Source organism: Pseudoalteromonas sp. MMG010 (assembly GCF_018100905.1).
Classification (GTDB): domain Bacteria; phylum Pseudomonadota; class Gammaproteobacteria; order Enterobacterales; family Alteromonadaceae; genus Pseudoalteromonas.
Genome location: NZ_JAGJEG010000008.1, coordinates 60,423 through 78,106, shown reverse-complemented (window position 1 = coordinate 78,106; position 17,684 = coordinate 60,423). Strand labels below are relative to the sequence as shown.

The window sequence follows — 17,684 nt, the reverse complement described above, 5'->3', positions numbered from 1 at the left end:
ATTTTATATATCGCTATTTTGCGCTTTAATTAAGGGAGTGTCAGCAATAAATACGTTATAGTAGATGCAAATTTTTCATTTGCCTTGCTGTTTTGTTATTTTGCTAAAAATGCTTAAAGGGAATTTTATGAACATATCACTTTTACAATCACTTGAACACCATTTTGGTTTTAGCGAATTTCGTCAAGGCCAGCAACAAACAATAGAGCAACTGTTAAATGGGGAGTCGTCATTAGCCATTTTTCCTACCGGCTCTGGTAAATCACTGTGTTATCAATTAACGGCATTACATTTACCAAATTTAACCTTGGTGGTGTCGCCTTTATTGGCCCTGATGAAAGATCAAATTAGCTTTTTAAACAGCAAAGGTATTTATGCTGCCAGCTTAGATTCAAGCCAAGATCAAATGCAAAGTAGTACCGTGATGAACGATGTACGACATGGAAAAGTTAAAGTATTAATGGTGTCGGTAGAGCGTTTTAAAAACGAACGCTTTAGAGAGTTTATCAGCCAAGTGGCTATTTCTATGCTGGTGATAGACGAGGCACACTGTATATCTGAGTGGGGCCATAATTTTAGGCCCGACTATTTAAAATTACCGCGCTATCGCGATGAATTAAATATCCCTTTAGTATTATTACTTACCGCAACGGCCACCAAAAAAGTAAAACGCGATATGAGCGAGCGTTTTAACATTGCACCTCAGTGCATAGTGCAAACGGGTTTTTATCGCCCTAATCTCGATTTAAGTGTACTAAGCGTAAAAACGAGTGATAAAAACCATGAACTGACTAACATTGTGCGTGCGCAAAGTGGCCCGGGTATTGTTTATGTCACGCTACAACAAAGTGCTGAACAAGTCGCTAGTATGCTAAGCGCACAAGGCATACATGCTGTTGCTTATCATGCTGGGCTTGAAGATACTCTGCGCTGGCAGATTCAAGATGACTTTATGGCGGGCAAAATTAATGTCGTGGTGGCAACTATTGCCTTTGGTATGGGTGTTGATAAGTCGGATATTCGCTTTGTTATTCACTATGATTTACCTAAATCAATAGAAAACTACAGCCAAGAAATTGGCCGAGCAGGGCGCGATGGAAACTTATCACATTGTTATACTTTAGCGAATTTAGATGGCTTAAATACGGTTGAAAACTTTGTTTATGGCGATACCCCAGAGCTGAGCGGTATTGAATACGTTATTAACGATATTAAATCGCAACCACAGCAGTGGGAAATGCAAGAGTATAGCCTTTCAAGCGAAAGCAATATTCGTCAACTCGCACTCAAAACACTGTTAGTGCAGCTAGAAATACAAGGTGCAATTACAGCACAATATGCCTATTACGCCGATTTTAAATACAAATTTTTAGTAGATAAACACACGTTGCTTGAGCAGTTTGATTCGCAACGCCAAGCATTTTTAACACAAATATTTAGCCATACCGATTTTAAAAAAATATGGGGTACACTTAATTTCGATACCCTCACACATGCAGCACAAGTTGATCGCAAACGTGTTGTTGCGGCACTTGACTATTTAGCCGAAAAAAACTTAATCACCCTAGAAACAAAGCGTATTACACAGGTTTATAAAGTAAATAATGAGATTATTAATAACCCCGCGCTTGCCCAGCAACTACATGCTTATTTTTGCGATAAAGAACAGGCCGAAATTAAACGCATTGCGGCATTAGTGCGCTTTTTTGAGCTGCAAACATGCTTAAGCTATAACTTAGCACGCTATTTTGATGATAATAATGCGCCACAGCAATGCGGGCATTGTAGTGTGTGCCGAAATCAACATGTTAAATTACAATACTCGGTAGACCCTATACAAATTGAGGATAAGCAGATTTACCAAAAGGTTGATGAATTTTTAGCGCATATGGCTAACAAAGGGATTAATAATGTGGGCATTGAAACCCAATGTCGCTTTTTAGCCGGCATGAGTGTGCCATTATTTACACGAAATAAAGTGCGTCAATTAAGCGGCTTTGCACTGTGTGAGCAGCTACGATACAGTGAAATAAAAGCGAAATTACTCGCACGTTAACTTAACTTGGGTATGCTAGGCGAAATTTATGCGTAAATTAAAACCTATGTGCATCTAAAAGTTGCACCTATTTTGTCCCTAATAGTAATTAAGCCCTAGAGGCTTATTAAAAAAGTAAGTTATTATGTCTGAAAATGTTATTCCTACCACCACACTATCAAGCAATAGCAACGAAGTTAGTTGTAGTAATTGCCAAGCGTGTTGTTGCCAATTAGAAGTGCGTATAATTACCGACACGGGAGTGCCTTTTCAATATATCGACTACGATAAATGGGGCAGTGAAGTGATGAAACGAGCGGATGATGGCTGGTGCATGGCGCTTGATAGAAACACGCTAATGTGTAGTATTTACGAAAACCGACCGTTGACGTGCCGTGAATTTGAAATGGCTTCGAATGAGTGTATCACCGAGAGAGAGATCGCCGGTATATAAAAAACCATTAAATATTAGGTGTTATTAAAGCCTTTAATAACACCTAAAAAGTAATAAATTAACTTACTTTAAAGTAATTTATGTATTGTTTTAAAGTATCCGAAAGCTTCGCAAGTGCAATCGCTTCTTGAGCATTGTTATTAAGTGATTGACTGGTTTCTTGCGACATATTGGCAATTTCTTCTACGCCTTCACTTATTTTCGATACCGTTGCAACCTGATGCGAAGTTGCATCTACAATTTCTAATACCTTATTAAGTGAGTCATTCGCTTGTTGTTGAATATCGTTAAGTAGTTGATTGGCTTCATTGGTTAAGGTTAGGCCATTTTCTACTTGCGGGACGGTGGTTTCCATTGCTGTGACAGACGCTTGGGTATTTTCTTGTACTTGTAATATCATGGTTTCAATATCGCCGGTAGCATCGCCGGTACGCTGTGCAAGTTGTCTAACTTCGTCGGCAACAACCGCAAACCCTCGGCCCGATTCACCCGCTCGTGCGGCCTCAATGGCTGCATTAAGGGCGAGTAAGTTAGTTTGGTCAGAAATACTACGAATAACCCCTAAAATATCTCCAATGTGTTTGGATTGTTCTTGTAATAGGTTTACCTGCGTTACCGTGGCTTTAACTGTCACCGATATTTTCTCTATTTCGGCCGCCACTTTTTGCACTGCACTGCTACCTTGCTGTGAAAGCTCAGCGGTAACTTTAGAGTTATCTTCGGTTTGTCGTACTGAGTCGGCTACCGAGTGAATACTGTCACTCATTTGCGCTAAACTGCTCACGGCAGAGTTAGTGTAAGCGACTTGAGTATCTGCGGCTTTTAAAGCTTGTTGCGATCCTGAGGCAACACTTGCCGAATGTATCGAGAGCTCATCAGAAGAGGTGATAATACTGTGTACAATTGTTTTAAGTTCGTTTTGCATAATTTGCACAGATGCCATCATACTATTTGAACAACATGAGTCTATTTCGGTGGTTAAATTACCTTGTGCTATATAAGCAATCGATTCTGCAGCTTCGTGTGGTTCGCCACCTACAGAGCGTTTAATTTGCGAGCTAATAAAGTACGCAACCGTTAACCCAATAACAACAGCAAGTGTGGTGAGTAAAATCATCCATAAAGTGAATGAGCTTGAAATCTCAAGGGTTTCGGCGGTTGTGCTTTGGTTTGCTTGTTCTTGTAAGTTTATAAATTGATTAATTGCACCTAGCCAATCTACAAAAGCAGAGCGCGCATCGTCAAGTAATATGGCTGAGGCTTGCTCAACATTACCTGATTTTTTCGCATTAATAATTGCAGTGATTAAAGGCTGCGTTTTTTGCTCAATTTGGTTTATGTTATTAAGTATTGAACGCTCTTGCGACGACATATTACCAGTTAAGCTACTCATTTTAGTACTTGAGGTTTGATAAAAAGCATCAAGTTCATTAATTTCACGAATAACGGTATTTAATTTACTGTTATTGTTAACTAATATCACGTCTCTTATTGCAATAGCGCGGTCGTGAACACTGCCTCGAAAGTTAATAGCGTAACGTTGCTTTACTGAGTTTACATCGGTCATATGAGTAATATTGCTATTAATTACGCTAACGCGCGAAATACCGATAATCGTTAATACTAACATCATGGCTAAAATAACCCCAAAGCCCGATGCTAAACGCATATTTATTGTCATGCTATTGTCCAAATAAGGAGTAATGAATCTTCATTATAATTTAATTGTTTTATTATGCCTTATTATCTATTTAAAAATAACAACAATGTTGCCTCAAATCGTTATTTTATTAACAAAATAAACGTAAATAAATATGAAATGTAAACAGCTTTAAGGGGGAAGAGGCTATATTAGCCTCTTTTTATTAATCGTACTTAGCTTCTAATTCATCGGCGGTGTGATATTTTTCATGACTTTGCAGTTGTTCGTCATATTTTGCTATATGACTAAAATGCGCTAGCTGACCAGCATTTTTAATAATTTCGACAATAAACGACATCATAATATCGGCACCGGTGAGGGTGTCGTTTACTAAATAGCGTTTACCTTCAAGGCGGCTATTAAAGTAACTCATTATTTTAGCCGCTTCGGCATCGGCATACCCTTCTAAAAACTGAGTTTTAGCGCCATCTTTTGCAACAAACATTTTAAGCAATAAAGGTAAAATTGCTGAACTTTCGGCAAAGTGTAGCCACTGTTGGTAATCTATATACTCGGCAGTTCCTGACTTTGGTGCAAATTTTCCATTACCATATTGCGTAATTAAGTAATCGGTAATGGCGCCTGATTCGGCAATCACTAAGCCATTGTCTTCAATAACTGGCGACTTACCTAGCGGGTGAACTTGTTTTAGCTCATCAGGTGCTAAAAAAGTGTCTTTATTACGTTGGTATGCAACAATTTCGTAGTCAAGGTCTAACTCTTCTAAAAGCCAAATAATACGTTTAGAACGTGATTTATTTAAATGGTGTAGTTTTATCATGGGTGTCCTATTGAGCTTATAAACAGGGTGTGTACCTAGTTTATAAGCCCATTAATTTTAAAGTGGATTGTTAATTTTCACGACGGTTTTACCAAAGCTTTTACCACATAACATATCGTTAAACGCACTGAGAGTATTTTCAATGCCTTCTACCATGTGCTCGCGGTACTGGATTTTTCCTTGCGAAAGCCAGCTTTGCATTTCGGTGGCAAACTCATCGTAACGATGCGCGTAATCGTCAAAAATAATAAAACCTTGCATCTTAATTCGTTTAGTTAATAACTGCCCCATTAGCATGCCCATTCTGTCGGGGCCTTGTGGCAGCTCGGTCGCATTATATTGTGAGACTAACCCACACAATGGTACCCGTGCGGCGGTATTAAGTAACGGCAGTACTGCATCAAATACTTTACCGCCAACATTTTCGTAATACACGTCGATGCCTTTATCACAGGCATGTCCTAATTGGGCTTCAAAGTCATCGGCTTTGTGATCAATACATGCATCAAAACCTAGGTTTTTGACAGCATAACTACATTTTTCTTGTCCACCAGCAATCCCTACCACCTTGCACCCTTTTAGTTTTGCGATTTGGCCAACTGTTGCACCTACAGGGCCAGTTGCTGCGGCAACGACCACGGTTTCGCCTGCTTGTGGTTTACCAATATCAAGTAAACCCATATAAGCGGTAAAGCCGGGCATACCTAATATCCCCAATGCGTACGAAGGATGTGTTGGGTTTTTCCCTAATGGGGTTAAACCTTCACCATTTGAAATAGCGTAATCTTGCCAACCGGTATAGGCTAGTACCCAATCTCCTGTAGAAAATTCGCTATTGTTTGATTCCTCGACTTGGCACACCGTAGCACCGACCATCACATCGCCAATGTTCACTGGAACAGCGTACGATTTAGCATCGTTCATGCGCCCACGCATATATGGGTCGAGCGATAAATAAATAGTACGCAGTAATATTTCGCCCTCTTTAAGGCTTGGAAGTTGTGTCGTTTTTAAAGAAAAGTTTTCATCGCTCGCAATCCCATGCGGACGCGAAGCTAACGTAAGTTGACGTGACGTAATAGACATAAAGGGCCTCCAAATTTAAAAGTAAGTTGCTCAGTGAAACTTCAAAACAGTAAACAAATACGCAACTGAGCAATAAAATAACCGTACTAAACGAACTTAGGGCTGTTGGCCTATAATTCAAGCCATACAATTAAAGTAAATATAAAAAGTGTTTATTAATGAAGCTATTACTTTAATTTAAAGTGCTTTAAACTAATGCACTTAATTTATTAGGAATCGCTATGCACCCACATATTGAAAAACTTTACATTAGCGCGCGTAAATCTAGCCGGTTAATAATAGGCTTAATGAGTGGCACGTCGTTAGATGGTTTAGATGTTGCCTTATGTAAAGTTACGGGGGCAGGGACTAATACCCAAATTAACGTTTTACACTTTACGACCGTAGAGTACGACCAAGATTACAAAAATAAAATTAAACAGGTATTTGCAAAACGCGAGTGCGATTTAGAGCTTGTTACCTTATTGCACCCGTGGGTAGGAAAGTTACACGGCACAATGGTTAGTAAGTGCCTGCAAACATGGAAGGTTAATGCAAGCGATATTGATGTTATAGCCAGCCATGGACAAACGATTTATCACTGCCCTAAAACACAGCATAATCACCCCGATTTTGATAATGGGACATTGCAAATAGGCGATAGTGACCAAATAGCGGTGACAACCGGTATTACGACCATTGGTGATTTTAGACAAAAACATATAGCTGCCGGCGCAGAAGGTGCACCACTTGCGGTGTATGGCGACTACTTGTATTTTTCAAGTGCAGACGAAACCCGTATTTTATTAAATATGGGCGGAATCGCTAACCTCACTTTTTTACCAAAAAGTGGTGCTATGCGGGATGTATTCAGCAGCGATATTGGCCCAGGTAATACCATAATGGATGCCTACGTACAGCAGTATTTTTCGCCTTTACATTATGACGACAACGCAAATATTGCTAAATCTGGAAAGGTGAATGCTGATTTATTAAAGGCATTATGTAATAACGCCTTTTTTAATTTATCAATGCCTAAAACCACTGGCCCTGAGGTATTTAATTTGGCGTATTTACAGCGCGCTCAGCAAAAATCAAATACGCTTAATTTAAATCATGAAGATGTGTTAGCCACCTTAAATACGTTTACTGCGCGTGTTATTGCCAACGCAATAAATGAATGTGCGCAAAATAATAGTGTGGTGTATGCCAGTGGCGGGGGAATTCATAATCCATTACTAATGGCGCAGTTAAAGGAGCTTTGTCCGAGTATTAAAGCATTTAAAAATACGGACGATTTAGGGATTAACCCCGACGCTAAAGAAGCGGTTTTATTTGCTATTTTAGCTAACGAATGCCTAGCAGCAGAGCAACAAAGTTTAAGTAATCACACACAAGGTATTGCCGGTATTACCATGGGTAAAGTGAGCTTTCCCGATTAAAATAACGATAAAAAGGTAGAGCTCATACTAGAAAAGTAATGTTTTACGCTTTGCTTTTTTGTATTACTGGGCTTAACTTGCGTTTGTTTATAGCCTTGCTGATAAGCGTTTATATGAATATCAAATTGTATGCTGTTTTTTAGTGTTGCGTGTTTGCCATGCAACATCATTTGCATAACAAAACACTGACTGGTTGAAATTTTATTGAGTTGTAAATTTACATAGCCAGTATCTAAATGTGCCTGGGTTAGCTTTTTTTCACTAAAGTAGTGACTACCACGTACATTAACTTGTGTCGCACTTAGCGAAATTGCGTCACCTTCGTGTGCATCATCAGGTAATAAGCACTGCAACGTAACACTGTGTAAGCTATTAGCGTTTATTGTCAGCTTTTCATATTCTAAGGTATGTTGCATAGCCGCAGATAAATGATCTACAGGTGATTGTAGGGTAAATGCTAGCTGTGCTAAAGGTGTGCTCATACGTTTACTTAGTCTTACTTGTGGGCTGTTTGTTTATCGAAGTGCAATAATACGACATTTATATTGCAAAATTATGACTGCTGTAACAGGTGGTGATTTAAATTACATCACCTTTTTAATCAGCCTATTCTAATTATTTATTTAAAAGGTAATTATTGGTGAAATTATTAGGGGATGTAATATACGCCGTTATGGTGTGTTATAAACCACCAAAATGGTGTTCAATAAATGGTTATATTCCATTGGAGACTTGAGGTTGATATTGAAAAAACTAGGATGGTCTCTCGCCTTAGGTCCAATGTTCGTTGTGCCAGCAGTTATCGTCGCATTATTTTTAGATTACATCTTTTCATCAAATAACTCTGACTATCTATCATTAGTAGGGTTTTACATTTTTGCAAGCTTGATCGGAGCATACGTGTTTGCTCTTATTATTGGTTTGCCGGCCGCATTAATTTTAATCAAATTGAAAAAGTTGAATCTGTTGTCCTTAAGTATTGTGGCAATAGGTTTTTCTACTATGTATGGGTTATATTATGATCAAGGACCTTTTGAATTTTGGTTGTTTTTGCTTCTGTGTTCATTGGCTGTTTCGACTGGCTGTTACTATGTTTATAAGAATGTACGAGGGTAAGGAGCATAACAAAAAAATTGAAGATGGACAAAATACAAGAGCGGTATTTCGCCGCTTAATTTGGTGTTAACTGTATTTTAGGAGGAATTTTTGCTCCAAGTGATTTTAGATGTTGTAGCACCGCGAGCTCAGGCAACTCTTGATGTTTGTGACGCCAAATTATTTTCTGATATCGTCGATAGATTCTCGGAAAAGTTTGACGTTAAGACTCAAAAAAAAGAGTCTGTAAGGTTTCGCGTAGATGGTGATTTCCTTGCTGATTTGAAAGCAGTGCAAGTAGCTAAAGGCATAGATGCAGATCCCTCTCACTATTCGAAGGTTGGTTTTTACTTAGATGTACGTGTTTTTGATGAGCGTGTTTGGTTTCGTGCTCAAGAGAGAATAATCTTTGGCTATGTTGAAACAAAAGCTGTTGGGTTAGCATTAGAGAACAGCTTGGTTGAACTTGCAAAGACATACTGTTAACAAAAATCTTGAAGGCGACAATTAACAACAAGACAACTAACAAAAAGACAACTAACAAAGACAACTAACAAGACACCCACTTTAAATTTTGCACTTTTATAAGTTAGAGGCTAGCCTTTGTTTAGTGCCAAAAACAAGCAGGGTGTCACATGGCAATTGCAAGAAAACGACAAATAAGTTTGGTTGATACAAAATATTACCACTGTATTTCGCGTTGTGTGCGCCGTGCATATTTATGTGGCAAAGACGATTTTACCGGCAAGTCATACGAGCACCGCAGAGGCTGGGTTGAAGAAAAACTGCTTAAATTAGCCAAAGTATTTTGTATTGATGTATGTGCTTATGCTGTTATGAGTAACCACACTCACTTAGTACTGCATGTTGATGATAAAAAAGTGAATCGTCTGAATGATAAAGCGATTATCATTCGTTGGCATAAGCTCTGTAAAGGCACCTTACTTACGCAAAAATATATACAGGGCGAAACGCTAAGCAATGCCGAACTTATCTTTTTTAATCAAACAGTAAAACAATATCGAAAGCGTTTATCGAGTATTAGTTGGTTTATGCGGTTATTAAATGAAAATATAGCCCGCAGAGCAAATAAAGAAGATAACTGCACAGGCCGATTCTGGGAAGGCAGATTCAAATCGCAAGCATTATTAGATGAAGCAGCTCTTGGCGCTTGTATGGCGTATGTTGATTTAAACCCCATTAGAGCCAAGATAGCTAAAACGCCAGAGGAGTCAGACCATACCAGTGTCCAACAACGTTTAACATATGCAAAAGAAGGCAAGCAACCAAAACCACTGCTTCGCTTTGCAGGCAAGCCACGTCAAACAATGCCAAAAGGGTTGCCGTTTGAGTTTAAATCGTACCTTGAACTTGTTGAGCTAACAGGGCGCTGTATACGAGAAGACAAACATGGTTATATTGCAAGTACGCACTTACCCTTACTCGAAAGAATGAATATTTCCCCCGAAAACTGGTTAAAGCTCACCACCAAATTCACTCGTGTATTTCATGGTGCAGTCGGCAGGCCTGCCTCACAAGTCAGTTACTGTGAAAACTTAAACAGAAAGCGGCGAGCGAACATTAGTAACTGCAAGAAACTATTCGCATAAAACTTAAGCTGCTCAGTAAAACTATTCAGTAATAAATCACAACTGCATCATGCAGCACATTTCCATGGGACAAATTTAGGTTTAAGCGTGCTAATTTGTTTTTTATGGATGAAATAGAAGTAATCGAGTAATAAAAGATACATTCTTAACAAAAAATCAAATTGAAAGAGATTGTTCTGTTCGTAAAATTAAAGTGGCTGTCTAGTTTATTTTTCTGTCTAGTTTATTTTTCTTTTATGGATGAAATAGAAGTAATCGAGTAATAAAAGGTAAACTCTTAACAAAAAATAAAATTGAAAGGGATTGTTTTGTTCGCAAAATTAAAGTGGCTGTCTAGTTTATTTTTTCTTAACAAAAAATAAAATTAAAAGAGATTGTTTTGTTCGTAAAATTAAAGTGGCTGTCTAGTTTATTTTTCTATCGAGTAATAAAAGATAAATTATTAACAAAAAATAAAATTGAAAGGGATTGTTTTGTTCGCAAAATTAAAGCGGCTGTCTAGTTTATTTTTTATCTAGTTTATTTTTGGGAAGGAAAATAAAAAAGCAGAAACCTTTTTGATTCCTGCTTTTAAATGAGCAACTAGCTGTATTTAATTAAGCCTGCGGGTTAATTAAATATTTTTCGCCTGTGGCTTGTTTTGAATAACCCTCTATGGCTTTTAATTGCAAAGCGCCATTAAGTGATACTTCGTGAGTATAGTGGCTTGCAAAAGTGGTGGTTATTTCGTTGGCTACACGTTGGCGCATTGCCATGACTGTTTCGGCTCCTAATTTGCCTAATGCATTAAAGAGTAAAAAGCCATTTACAGCCCAAGCAAAACCAAAGTTACGATTAAGCGTAATGGGGCCACGATCTAATGCACCGTATATATACGCTTGTTTAAATGTATCTGAACCATACAAGCTGTGCTCTTGCATATCGCGCGAGGCGGCTACTTCCATACAATTTAAAATATCGCTTGTTAATTTCCCGCCGCCAATAGGGTCGAATGAAATGGTTGCGCCAGTTTCAATTATCGCGGCCGTTAAGTCGTTAATAAACGTGTCGCTAGTTGAATTTATTACGTATTTTGCTCCCATGTTACGCAATAATGTTTCTTGCTCGGGCTTGCGTACAATATTAATTAAATCAACGTTATCGGCAATACACACACGGTTAAGCATTTGTCCTAAATTAGAGGCGGCCGCGGCATGAATAATTGCTTTATGACCCTCTGCACGCATGGTTTCAACCATGGCTAAAGCGGTCAGTGGATTAACAAAAGACGATGCCCCTTCTTTTGCGGTTGTGCCTTCTTTTAGTACCAAACAGCTTTGCACATTAGCGCATAAAAACTTACGGTACGTACCCCCTCCAATCACTGCCACTGTTTTACCCATTAAGGCTTGTGCCGTTGCCGACGAACCTGCAGCAACCACAACCCCCGCGCCTTCATTACCAACGGGAACGGCTTTATTTACACGCTTTTCAAGCGACGGCATAAACTGCGCAGGCACGCTGGCAGAAATAACGGTGCTTTCTTCAGTACCTAACTGCTTGGCTGTGGTCATATCGGCTGCGCTAAACAAGACCCCTAAATCAGATGGGTTTAATGGTGCAGCTTCTATACGCACAACAACTTCGTCGGCATTAGGTGTAGGCATATCAATGCTTTGCAAAGCAAGTGTTAGAGTGTGATCTGCGTTAATGGTTGAAGTAAGTTGTGTATTTGTATTTGTCATAATATCTGTTCCTTATTTATGGATGACTACTGGCCCTGAGCAGCTTGAATTTGTGCTGTTACTTTTTGCATAAATTCGGGCATATTTGCTTGGCGATCCGCTTCTATTTGTTGGGCTATAGGAGATTGGCTTAGTGTAATTTGCCATTGTTTCATCCCTGGTATATCTGCAATTACATCCCACTCAAGTTGGCTTGAGCCAAACGCAGTAACAATGGTGTTTACGTAATAAAGGTAAATGTCTGCCATGGTAAATTGCTCGCCTACAACCCATGTAGAAAAATGCGTTAATTGGCAAAGTGCATTTACCCCTCGGGTTAATAGTGTGCGAACTTCGTCTTTTAGTGATTCAGGGGCTTGTGTACCTGTAAACGCATAGGGGATAAGGCGTCTGCTTGGCAATTCAAAATACAGCTCGGCTATTTTCATTATTTGACGAACTAAAGCGCGGCTTTCGGGGTTGTTAGGATATAACGGGTTACTTGGGAAAGCCTCTTCGAGGTAATCGCATATAACGCTCGATTCTGCAATGTTAACGCCATCGGCGGTGGTTATGGCCGGTACTTTGCCCATAGGATTAATGGTTAGTAAGGCGTCATCACTGGTATAAATAAGGTGTTCATTAAATGGGAGTGCTTTGTATAAAAGTACGTGTTTTACCACGTTATAGTAGTTGCTAGCTGCAAAACCATGCAAAGTAATCATAATGTAGCCTTTGGTTTTATCGCTTTTAGTATTGCCTGTAAGCATAACTAAAAGCGTGTAGATAAGTTATGTGCATTATTACTTGTTTTATTGTGCTTATATATAGGGTAAATCGCTAATCACTTTTGCTTTTTTGACAATAACCTGTGCTTGAAGGTTTTATGCTATTTTACAATGGCTTTATTTCTACATTTACTGCTCTTTGTGAGCAGTAGTTTTAGTTTTTAAGTAATTAGCCATTATTTGCACAAAGAGGCGCTACGCTCTGGAGGCGCTGCGCTTTTAGAGTAGTGACTTAGTGACTAGAACGTGTTTTTAACTTCTCATTTCTGCTCATTTACTTCTCTTTGTGAGCAATGTTTTTTGTTTTAGTTTTAAAGTGATTAAAACATATATGCACAAAGAGGCGCTACGCTTTTGGAGTAGTGATTAGTAACTAGATCGTGTTTTTGGCTTCTCATTTACCCCCATTTACTTCTCTTTGTGAAAATTGGTTTTTGTTTTAGTTTTTAAGTAATTAAGACATTAAGACATATTTGCACAAAGAGGCGCTACGCTCTGGAGGCGCTGCGCTTTTAGAGTAGTGATTAGTGATTTAGTGACTAGATCGTGTTTTAACTTGTGTTTTTGGCTTCTCATTTCCGCTCATTTTCTTCTCTTTGTGAGCATTGTTTTTTGTTTTTTGTTTTTGATTTGTTAGTGATTAAAGCTAGTGATTAAGACATATATGCACAAAGAGGCGCTACGCTTTGTAGGTGCTGCGCTTTTAGAGTAGTAATTTAGTGACTAGATCGTGTTTTTGGCTTCTCATTTCCGCTCATTTGCTTCTCATTTCCGCTCATTTTCTTCTCTTTGTGAACATTGGTTTTTGTTTTAGTTTTTAAGTAATTAAGACATATATGCACAAAGAGGCGCTACGCTTTTAGAGTAGTGATTAGTAACTAGATCGTGTTGTTTCTTCTCATTTACCTTCGTCTTTTGTAAGCAGTAGTTTGGGTTTAGATAAAGGGGTCTTTAGCATCAAACACTGGCTGTTTTATTTAGATTTATGTTTAAAGGAGGGGCAGAAAACGATGAGTAAATTACGTTTAGTTAAAAGTGGTAAGGTATTAATAAAATCGTAGCAAATTTATCAGGCTCTATTAAGGTTATAGAGCCTGATATTAAGTTATTTAAAAGCGGTAACTTGCGCCTAAATAAATAGTACGGCCATTAACGGTCGTATTGTATAAACGGTCGCTTGAATCAGAGTACTGCTCTTCACGTTCGTTAGTTAAGTTACTTGCTTCGATAGTTAATTTTAGCTTTTCGTTAACTTGATAAAACGCCGATGCATCGATGTAGGTACTCGCATGAAAACCATTTTCATCCTCATCCCCATTACCCGCTTGAACTGAGGCAATGTAGTCACTTCTATACGCTGTAGCAATACGAGCTCCCCACGTGTCAGAGTCGTAATATACAGTAAAGTTACCAGAGTGTTCTGAAAGCCCTGGGAATGACTTGTATTGATCTACCCCCGAATTCCCCACATTACGGTATAACGCTTCGCCATCAGCAAAGGTATAGTTAGCAATAATGCCTAGATTATTAAATGGTGCGGGTAAAAAATCAAAATCGCGCTGAAAGGCTAATTCCCAGCCACTAATATCACTTTCATCTAAGTTTTGTGGTTGAATAACGGTAAAAATAGTATCAGCTGTTTGCGGGTTACCGTTTTCATCTACATCTCCTAAAAAGCTTTCAGGGTATCCGGTTTGGCTATAGGGAATATCGTAGGTTTCGGTAATAATAAAATTATCGATAGACTTATGAAAGTAGCTGACGGCTGCATAACCTATGTTTTCAAAATAATACTCAACAGATAAATCAAAATTAACCGACTCATAAGGTTTTAAGTTTGGGTTACCTGAGCTAATGCTTAGTCCATTGGTTGATGTGGCGTCGTTTTGCACTACGCCTGTTGGTACTAATGCCCCTAATGAAGGGCGAGTTAGGTTTTCGCCGTAGCTTGCACGTAATACTAGGCTGTCGTTACTATCCCACGCTAGGTTTATTGCCGGTAATAAACCCGAGTAAGCGTTTTCAACATTAACCACTTGTGCGTTAATTAAACCAATTGCATTTGTGGTTGTATCGTAATGGCGTACGCCAACATTACCTAATAAATACCCAGAGCCCAGTTCCCATTGCGCTTCGTATTGCAAATATGCAGCAAATGTTTTTTCTTGAACGTTATCGGTAAAGTCGGGGTTATCAAGTTCAGGGTTAATATTCATGCTTGCTAAAGTGCCCGGTACGTCAACGCTTACCCACTGTAGTTTGTTGTGGGCGGTATTTGTAAATGTAAGGCTGGCATCTACGGTATCATCAAGCACACCGTTTTCCCAATCACTGCGATTAATGTTGTCTGATTTGATTTCACCGTTTTCACTTTCGAAGTGTTTATTTGATAAGCCAAATTTAATATTAGCAACATCGTTAAGTATGTAGTTAAAGTCGAGCTTAATTGAGTCAAATGTATTGGTAATCTCTTCTTTTGATAAATCAATTTCGTGATAGCGAAACAAGCTACTATCGGTTGGATCGAACCCATATGTATTTTGCCCATAGTATGCATCGTCTCGGTAATCTATGGTTTCATTACCAAAGGTTTCGAGGTAAATTTTTACGCTGGCGGTGTCAAACTGTGTTTTTGCTCGGCCCACTAACGCCGTCATATTAAAATCGTCACTAATTTGCCAGTCAGTATTAAATACAAATTGACTTATTTTCGTATTAGCATATTGATTACGGCTTTCTGAGTGAATGGCTGCGTTTTCAAATACCGAGTAAATAGCATCATTGTTTTCGTTTAGTTCAAGCTCCGTTAATGTTGAACATATAGGTGCATCATTGTAAGCAGGGCCGGTACACCCTATCGCTGTAGAGCTTGAGCCTCTGTTTTGTAAATGGTATTCACTGCGGTCGTTATTCAATTCGCCATATAAAGCATCAAAGCCTAATTCAAGATTATTGGTTGGGCGGTACTGTAAAGAAAGAGTGGTGCCTAGGCGTTCTTGTTCGTTTTCAAATAATGAATAACGACTACCGCGTGAAAAGCTTACTTCTTCGTTATTAATTTTGTTTTGTAATTCGTCTGATAACTGTGAAATATCTGACCCCGATGCATTCTTTTTACGCCAGCGATAAGTATTATAACCTTGCTCGTTAACATCTCGTTTGCTGTAAGCGACAGAAAATAATGCACCAAATTTATCATCCCAGGTGTTTGAAATTAGTACTGCAACGCGTGGGCTTATATCGTCTGTTTGCGAGTTGTCACCTAACTGAGCCGATACCGCGGTATTAAAACCATCAAAATCGAATGGTTTTGCTGTATGAAGGCCTACTGTTCCACCTATGCCGCCTTCGTCCATTTCGGCAGAAAATGATTTTTTTACATCAACACGTTGAAATAACTCCGAGGCAAAAATATTAAAGTCGAAAGCGCGAGAGCGACTTACCGAGCCACGGCTGTCCATTGCCGAAGACGAGGTACCTAGTGCTTCCATACCGTTTAGTTGTACCTGAGTGAAATTTGCTCCTAAACCACGTAACGATATTTGACGCCCTTCACCCCCTTCACGAGTAATAGCAATACCCGGCACTCGTTGTAATGAGTCGGCCAAATTTAAATCGGGAAAGTCAGCAATATCTTCAGCAACAATAGAGTCTTGCGATCCTACTGCATTGCGCTTTAAATCTTTTGCCTTTAACAGGCTATTACGATAGCCCTGAACAACAATTTCTTCGATTTTTGGTTGTGCGCCTTGCTCAGCATAAACAGTCCCAGTTAATCCAAATGAACTGATTATAGCGGTTGCTAAAAGTGTACGTGATGGTTTGTGTAACATGATGCTTCCTTGGGGTTTAATTTAAAGTTGATTTAGTAAATGGGTTTTTGCGAACCAAACGACCTTGATCAAACTGCACAACATAATTAAAACGAGCATGTTGTGGTGAGTTTGCAATAAAGTCGGTCGAAATAATGTGTGCGCCGCTATGTTTGGCTGCATTAAATTGTTTTATGCGTTGCGCGTTATCATCAGTTAGTGATGCATCTGCACGGGTGCGTACTAGGTAACCTTTGGCTACAAGCTGTTGAATTTTATGTAAGTGCTTTATGGGGTTGTTCACTATCATAAACGCCGCTTCGTTTTGATTTGTGTCGTAGTGAGCAAACATACTGGCCCCCTTTAATGAAGGGCGCTGGTGTTTGTAATCGCGGTTTTGTTGGTGATTGCCATCAAATAAGAAAATAAATCGGCCTAACAGCGCGTCAACATTAGGCCAACCATGTTTAACAACGCTTTGATTTAATGTTAATCCAACATGGCGTAAATCATCGGGTGTGAACAGCAATGCTTGCAGCGTATTTTTTATGGTTTTATCGAGTAATTGATAGTCATTGGGAGTAAAAATGAGTGGCGTTGGGCCTGCTACTAAATCTGAGCGTGTTTCTTTTACATTTAGCATGATAACAATGGGAAAATGCTGCTCATTAGCGTTTGACCAGTTTTTTAATGTGGTTAAACAATCAATAAACAACACACAATCGCTTTGCACATCAATATCGGGAATATGCATTACTTTAAAGCCCGCAGTGGCTAATTTTTGTTTTTCTAACGGGCTAATAATAGTGCCTTTAGCCACCTTATTTGCCCAAGGGTTTGAATATAAATTGCCTGTGGGATCATTTAACACATCAATTTCTAAATGACGCACGCCGCTATTTAACTGCGACATAATCGAATTATGGCCATAATCAATGCGTGTTACTAAGTTAGGGCTTAATTTAGTAAGTTGGCTTTTTACATCCGGGTTAAGCATTTTTTTATAGCTATTGTGAGAGCCAATGATTTGAAATTGATTTAATGGCGTAGCAGCCACACAAAAAGTTAATAGGCTACAAATAACAAAAATAAAAAAAGGCATGCCACATCTCATTTAATACGTTTGCTAGCTAAGAGCGCGTAGAGATAAATTAGGGGACACAAAAAAAGGGGTTTAACAAAAGCTTCATAATTGGA

At 38.9% G+C, this 17,684-nt stretch carries 13 protein-coding genes; 5 read left to right on the top strand and 8 right to left on the bottom strand.

Translation table 11 applies throughout. From position 1 onward, the window contains the following. Positions 1-127: 127 nt before the first annotated feature. Together J8L70_RS10050 and J8L70_RS10045 are read left to right on the top strand one after the other, a co-directional pair. Positions 128-2,056: a RecQ family ATP-dependent DNA helicase gene (locus J8L70_RS10050; protein ID WP_211055441.1), complete on the top strand. Its 1,929-nt coding sequence runs from the start codon at positions 128-130 to the stop codon at positions 2,054-2,056. A 124-nt stretch (positions 2,057-2,180) separates the two neighbouring features. Then, on the top strand, positions 2,181-2,489 hold the full coding sequence (locus tag J8L70_RS10045) for a YkgJ family cysteine cluster protein (RefSeq protein ID WP_211055440.1): 309 nt from the start codon (positions 2,181-2,183) through the stop codon (positions 2,487-2,489). 58 nt (positions 2,490-2,547) lie between these two features. On the opposite strand, the gene J8L70_RS10040 is transcribed toward J8L70_RS10045, so the two are convergent. The 3 genes from J8L70_RS10040 to J8L70_RS10030 all read right to left on the bottom strand — a co-directional run bounded on the left by J8L70_RS10040 (position 2,548) and on the right by J8L70_RS10030 (position 6,058). Continuing rightward, complete coding sequence (locus tag J8L70_RS10040) at positions 2,548-4,170, bottom strand: methyl-accepting chemotaxis protein (protein WP_211055439.1); 1,623 nt, start codon at positions 4,168-4,170, stop codon at positions 2,548-2,550. A 184-nt stretch (positions 4,171-4,354) separates the two neighbouring features. Next, positions 4,355-4,972 carry a glutathione S-transferase gene (locus tag J8L70_RS10035; RefSeq protein WP_211055438.1) on the bottom strand — a complete coding sequence of 206 codons (618 nt, stop codon included), beginning with the start codon at positions 4,970-4,972 and terminating at the stop codon, positions 4,355-4,357. A gap of 57 nt (positions 4,973-5,029) precedes the next feature. Beyond that, positions 5,030-6,058, bottom strand: a complete 1,029-nt coding sequence (locus J8L70_RS10030) for an NADP-dependent oxidoreductase (RefSeq protein WP_211055437.1) — start codon at positions 6,056-6,058, stop codon at positions 5,030-5,032. A 221-nt stretch (positions 6,059-6,279) separates the two neighbouring features. Here J8L70_RS10030 and J8L70_RS10025 point away from each other — a divergent pair, with 221 nt between their 5' ends. Next, entirely contained in the window at positions 6,280-7,479 is a 1,200-nt protein-coding gene (locus tag J8L70_RS10025) for an anhydro-N-acetylmuramic acid kinase (protein ID WP_211055436.1), read from the top strand. On the opposite strand, the gene J8L70_RS10020 is transcribed toward J8L70_RS10025, so the two are convergent. Continuing rightward, positions 7,476-7,961 (bottom strand): hypothetical protein, encoded by a 486-nt coding sequence (locus tag J8L70_RS10020; protein WP_211055435.1) that lies wholly within the window; start codon positions 7,959-7,961, stop codon positions 7,476-7,478. The genes J8L70_RS10025 and J8L70_RS10020 overlap by 4 nt on opposite strands. A 724-nt stretch (positions 7,962-8,685) precedes the next feature. Between J8L70_RS10020 and J8L70_RS10015 the strand changes: the two genes are divergently transcribed. Both J8L70_RS10015 and J8L70_RS10010 read left to right on the top strand, forming a co-directional pair. Then, positions 8,686-9,060 (top strand): hypothetical protein, encoded by a 375-nt coding sequence (locus tag J8L70_RS10015; RefSeq protein ID WP_211055434.1) that lies wholly within the window; start codon positions 8,686-8,688, stop codon positions 9,058-9,060. A gap of 149 nt (positions 9,061-9,209) precedes the next feature. After that, on the top strand, positions 9,210-10,184 hold the full coding sequence (locus J8L70_RS10010; RefSeq protein WP_211055433.1) for a transposase: 975 nt from the start codon (positions 9,210-9,212) through the stop codon (positions 10,182-10,184). 596 nt (positions 10,185-10,780) lie between these two features. On the opposite strand, the gene J8L70_RS10005 is transcribed toward J8L70_RS10010, so the two are convergent. From J8L70_RS10005 to J8L70_RS09990, 4 genes are all read right to left on the bottom strand, one after another. Then, positions 10,781-11,908, bottom strand: a complete 1,128-nt coding sequence (locus J8L70_RS10005) for a zinc-binding dehydrogenase (protein ID WP_211055432.1) — start codon at positions 11,906-11,908, stop codon at positions 10,781-10,783. Between the two features lie 26 nt (positions 11,909-11,934). Next, the gene (locus J8L70_RS10000; protein WP_211055431.1) at positions 11,935-12,612 is read right to left on the bottom strand and encodes a glutathione S-transferase family protein; all 678 of its coding nucleotides are present in this window, start codon (positions 12,610-12,612) and stop codon (positions 11,935-11,937) included. Positions 12,613-13,784: 1,172 nt separating this feature from the next. Continuing rightward, a complete protein-coding gene (locus tag J8L70_RS09995; protein WP_211055430.1) occupies positions 13,785-16,508 on the bottom strand; it encodes a TonB-dependent receptor in 2,724 nt (907 codons plus the stop codon). A gap of 16 nt (positions 16,509-16,524) precedes the next feature. Further along, the gene (locus tag J8L70_RS09990; protein WP_211055429.1) at positions 16,525-17,589 is read right to left on the bottom strand and encodes a Ca2+-dependent phosphoinositide-specific phospholipase C; all 1,065 of its coding nucleotides are present in this window, start codon (positions 17,587-17,589) and stop codon (positions 16,525-16,527) included. Positions 17,590-17,684 lie beyond the last annotated feature (95 nt).

What these genes read in the sequence shown, in the direction of transcription:
- J8L70_RS10045 (WP_211055440.1), top strand. Translation starts at nt 2,181, where the DNA reads ATGTCTGAAAATGTTATTCCTACCACCACACTATCAAGCAATAGCAAC.
- J8L70_RS10005 (WP_211055432.1), bottom strand. Translation starts at nt 11,908, where the DNA reads ATGACAAATACAAATACACAACTTACTTCAACCATTAACGCAGATCAC.
- J8L70_RS09990 (WP_211055429.1), bottom strand. Translation starts at nt 17,589, where the DNA reads ATGCCTTTTTTTATTTTTGTTATTTGTAGCCTATTAACTTTTTGTGTG.
- J8L70_RS10010 (WP_211055433.1), top strand. Translation starts at nt 9,210, where the DNA reads ATGGCAATTGCAAGAAAACGACAAATAAGTTTGGTTGATACAAAATAT.
- J8L70_RS10020 (WP_211055435.1), bottom strand. Translation starts at nt 7,961, where the DNA reads ATGAGCACACCTTTAGCACAGCTAGCATTTACCCTACAATCACCTGTA.
- J8L70_RS10030 (WP_211055437.1), bottom strand. Translation starts at nt 6,058, where the DNA reads ATGTCTATTACGTCACGTCAACTTACGTTAGCTTCGCGTCCGCATGGG.
- J8L70_RS10000 (WP_211055431.1), bottom strand. Translation starts at nt 12,612, where the DNA reads ATGATTACTTTGCATGGTTTTGCAGCTAGCAACTACTATAACGTGGTA.
- J8L70_RS10050 (WP_211055441.1), top strand. Translation starts at nt 128, where the DNA reads ATGAACATATCACTTTTACAATCACTTGAACACCATTTTGGTTTTAGC.
- J8L70_RS10035 (WP_211055438.1), bottom strand. Translation starts at nt 4,972, where the DNA reads ATGATAAAACTACACCATTTAAATAAATCACGTTCTAAACGTATTATT.
- J8L70_RS09995 (WP_211055430.1), bottom strand. Translation starts at nt 16,508, where the DNA reads ATGTTACACAAACCATCACGTACACTTTTAGCAACCGCTATAATCAGT.
- J8L70_RS10040 (WP_211055439.1), bottom strand. Translation starts at nt 4,170, where the DNA reads ATGACAATAAATATGCGTTTAGCATCGGGCTTTGGGGTTATTTTAGCC.
- J8L70_RS10025 (WP_211055436.1), top strand. Translation starts at nt 6,280, where the DNA reads ATGCACCCACATATTGAAAAACTTTACATTAGCGCGCGTAAATCTAGC.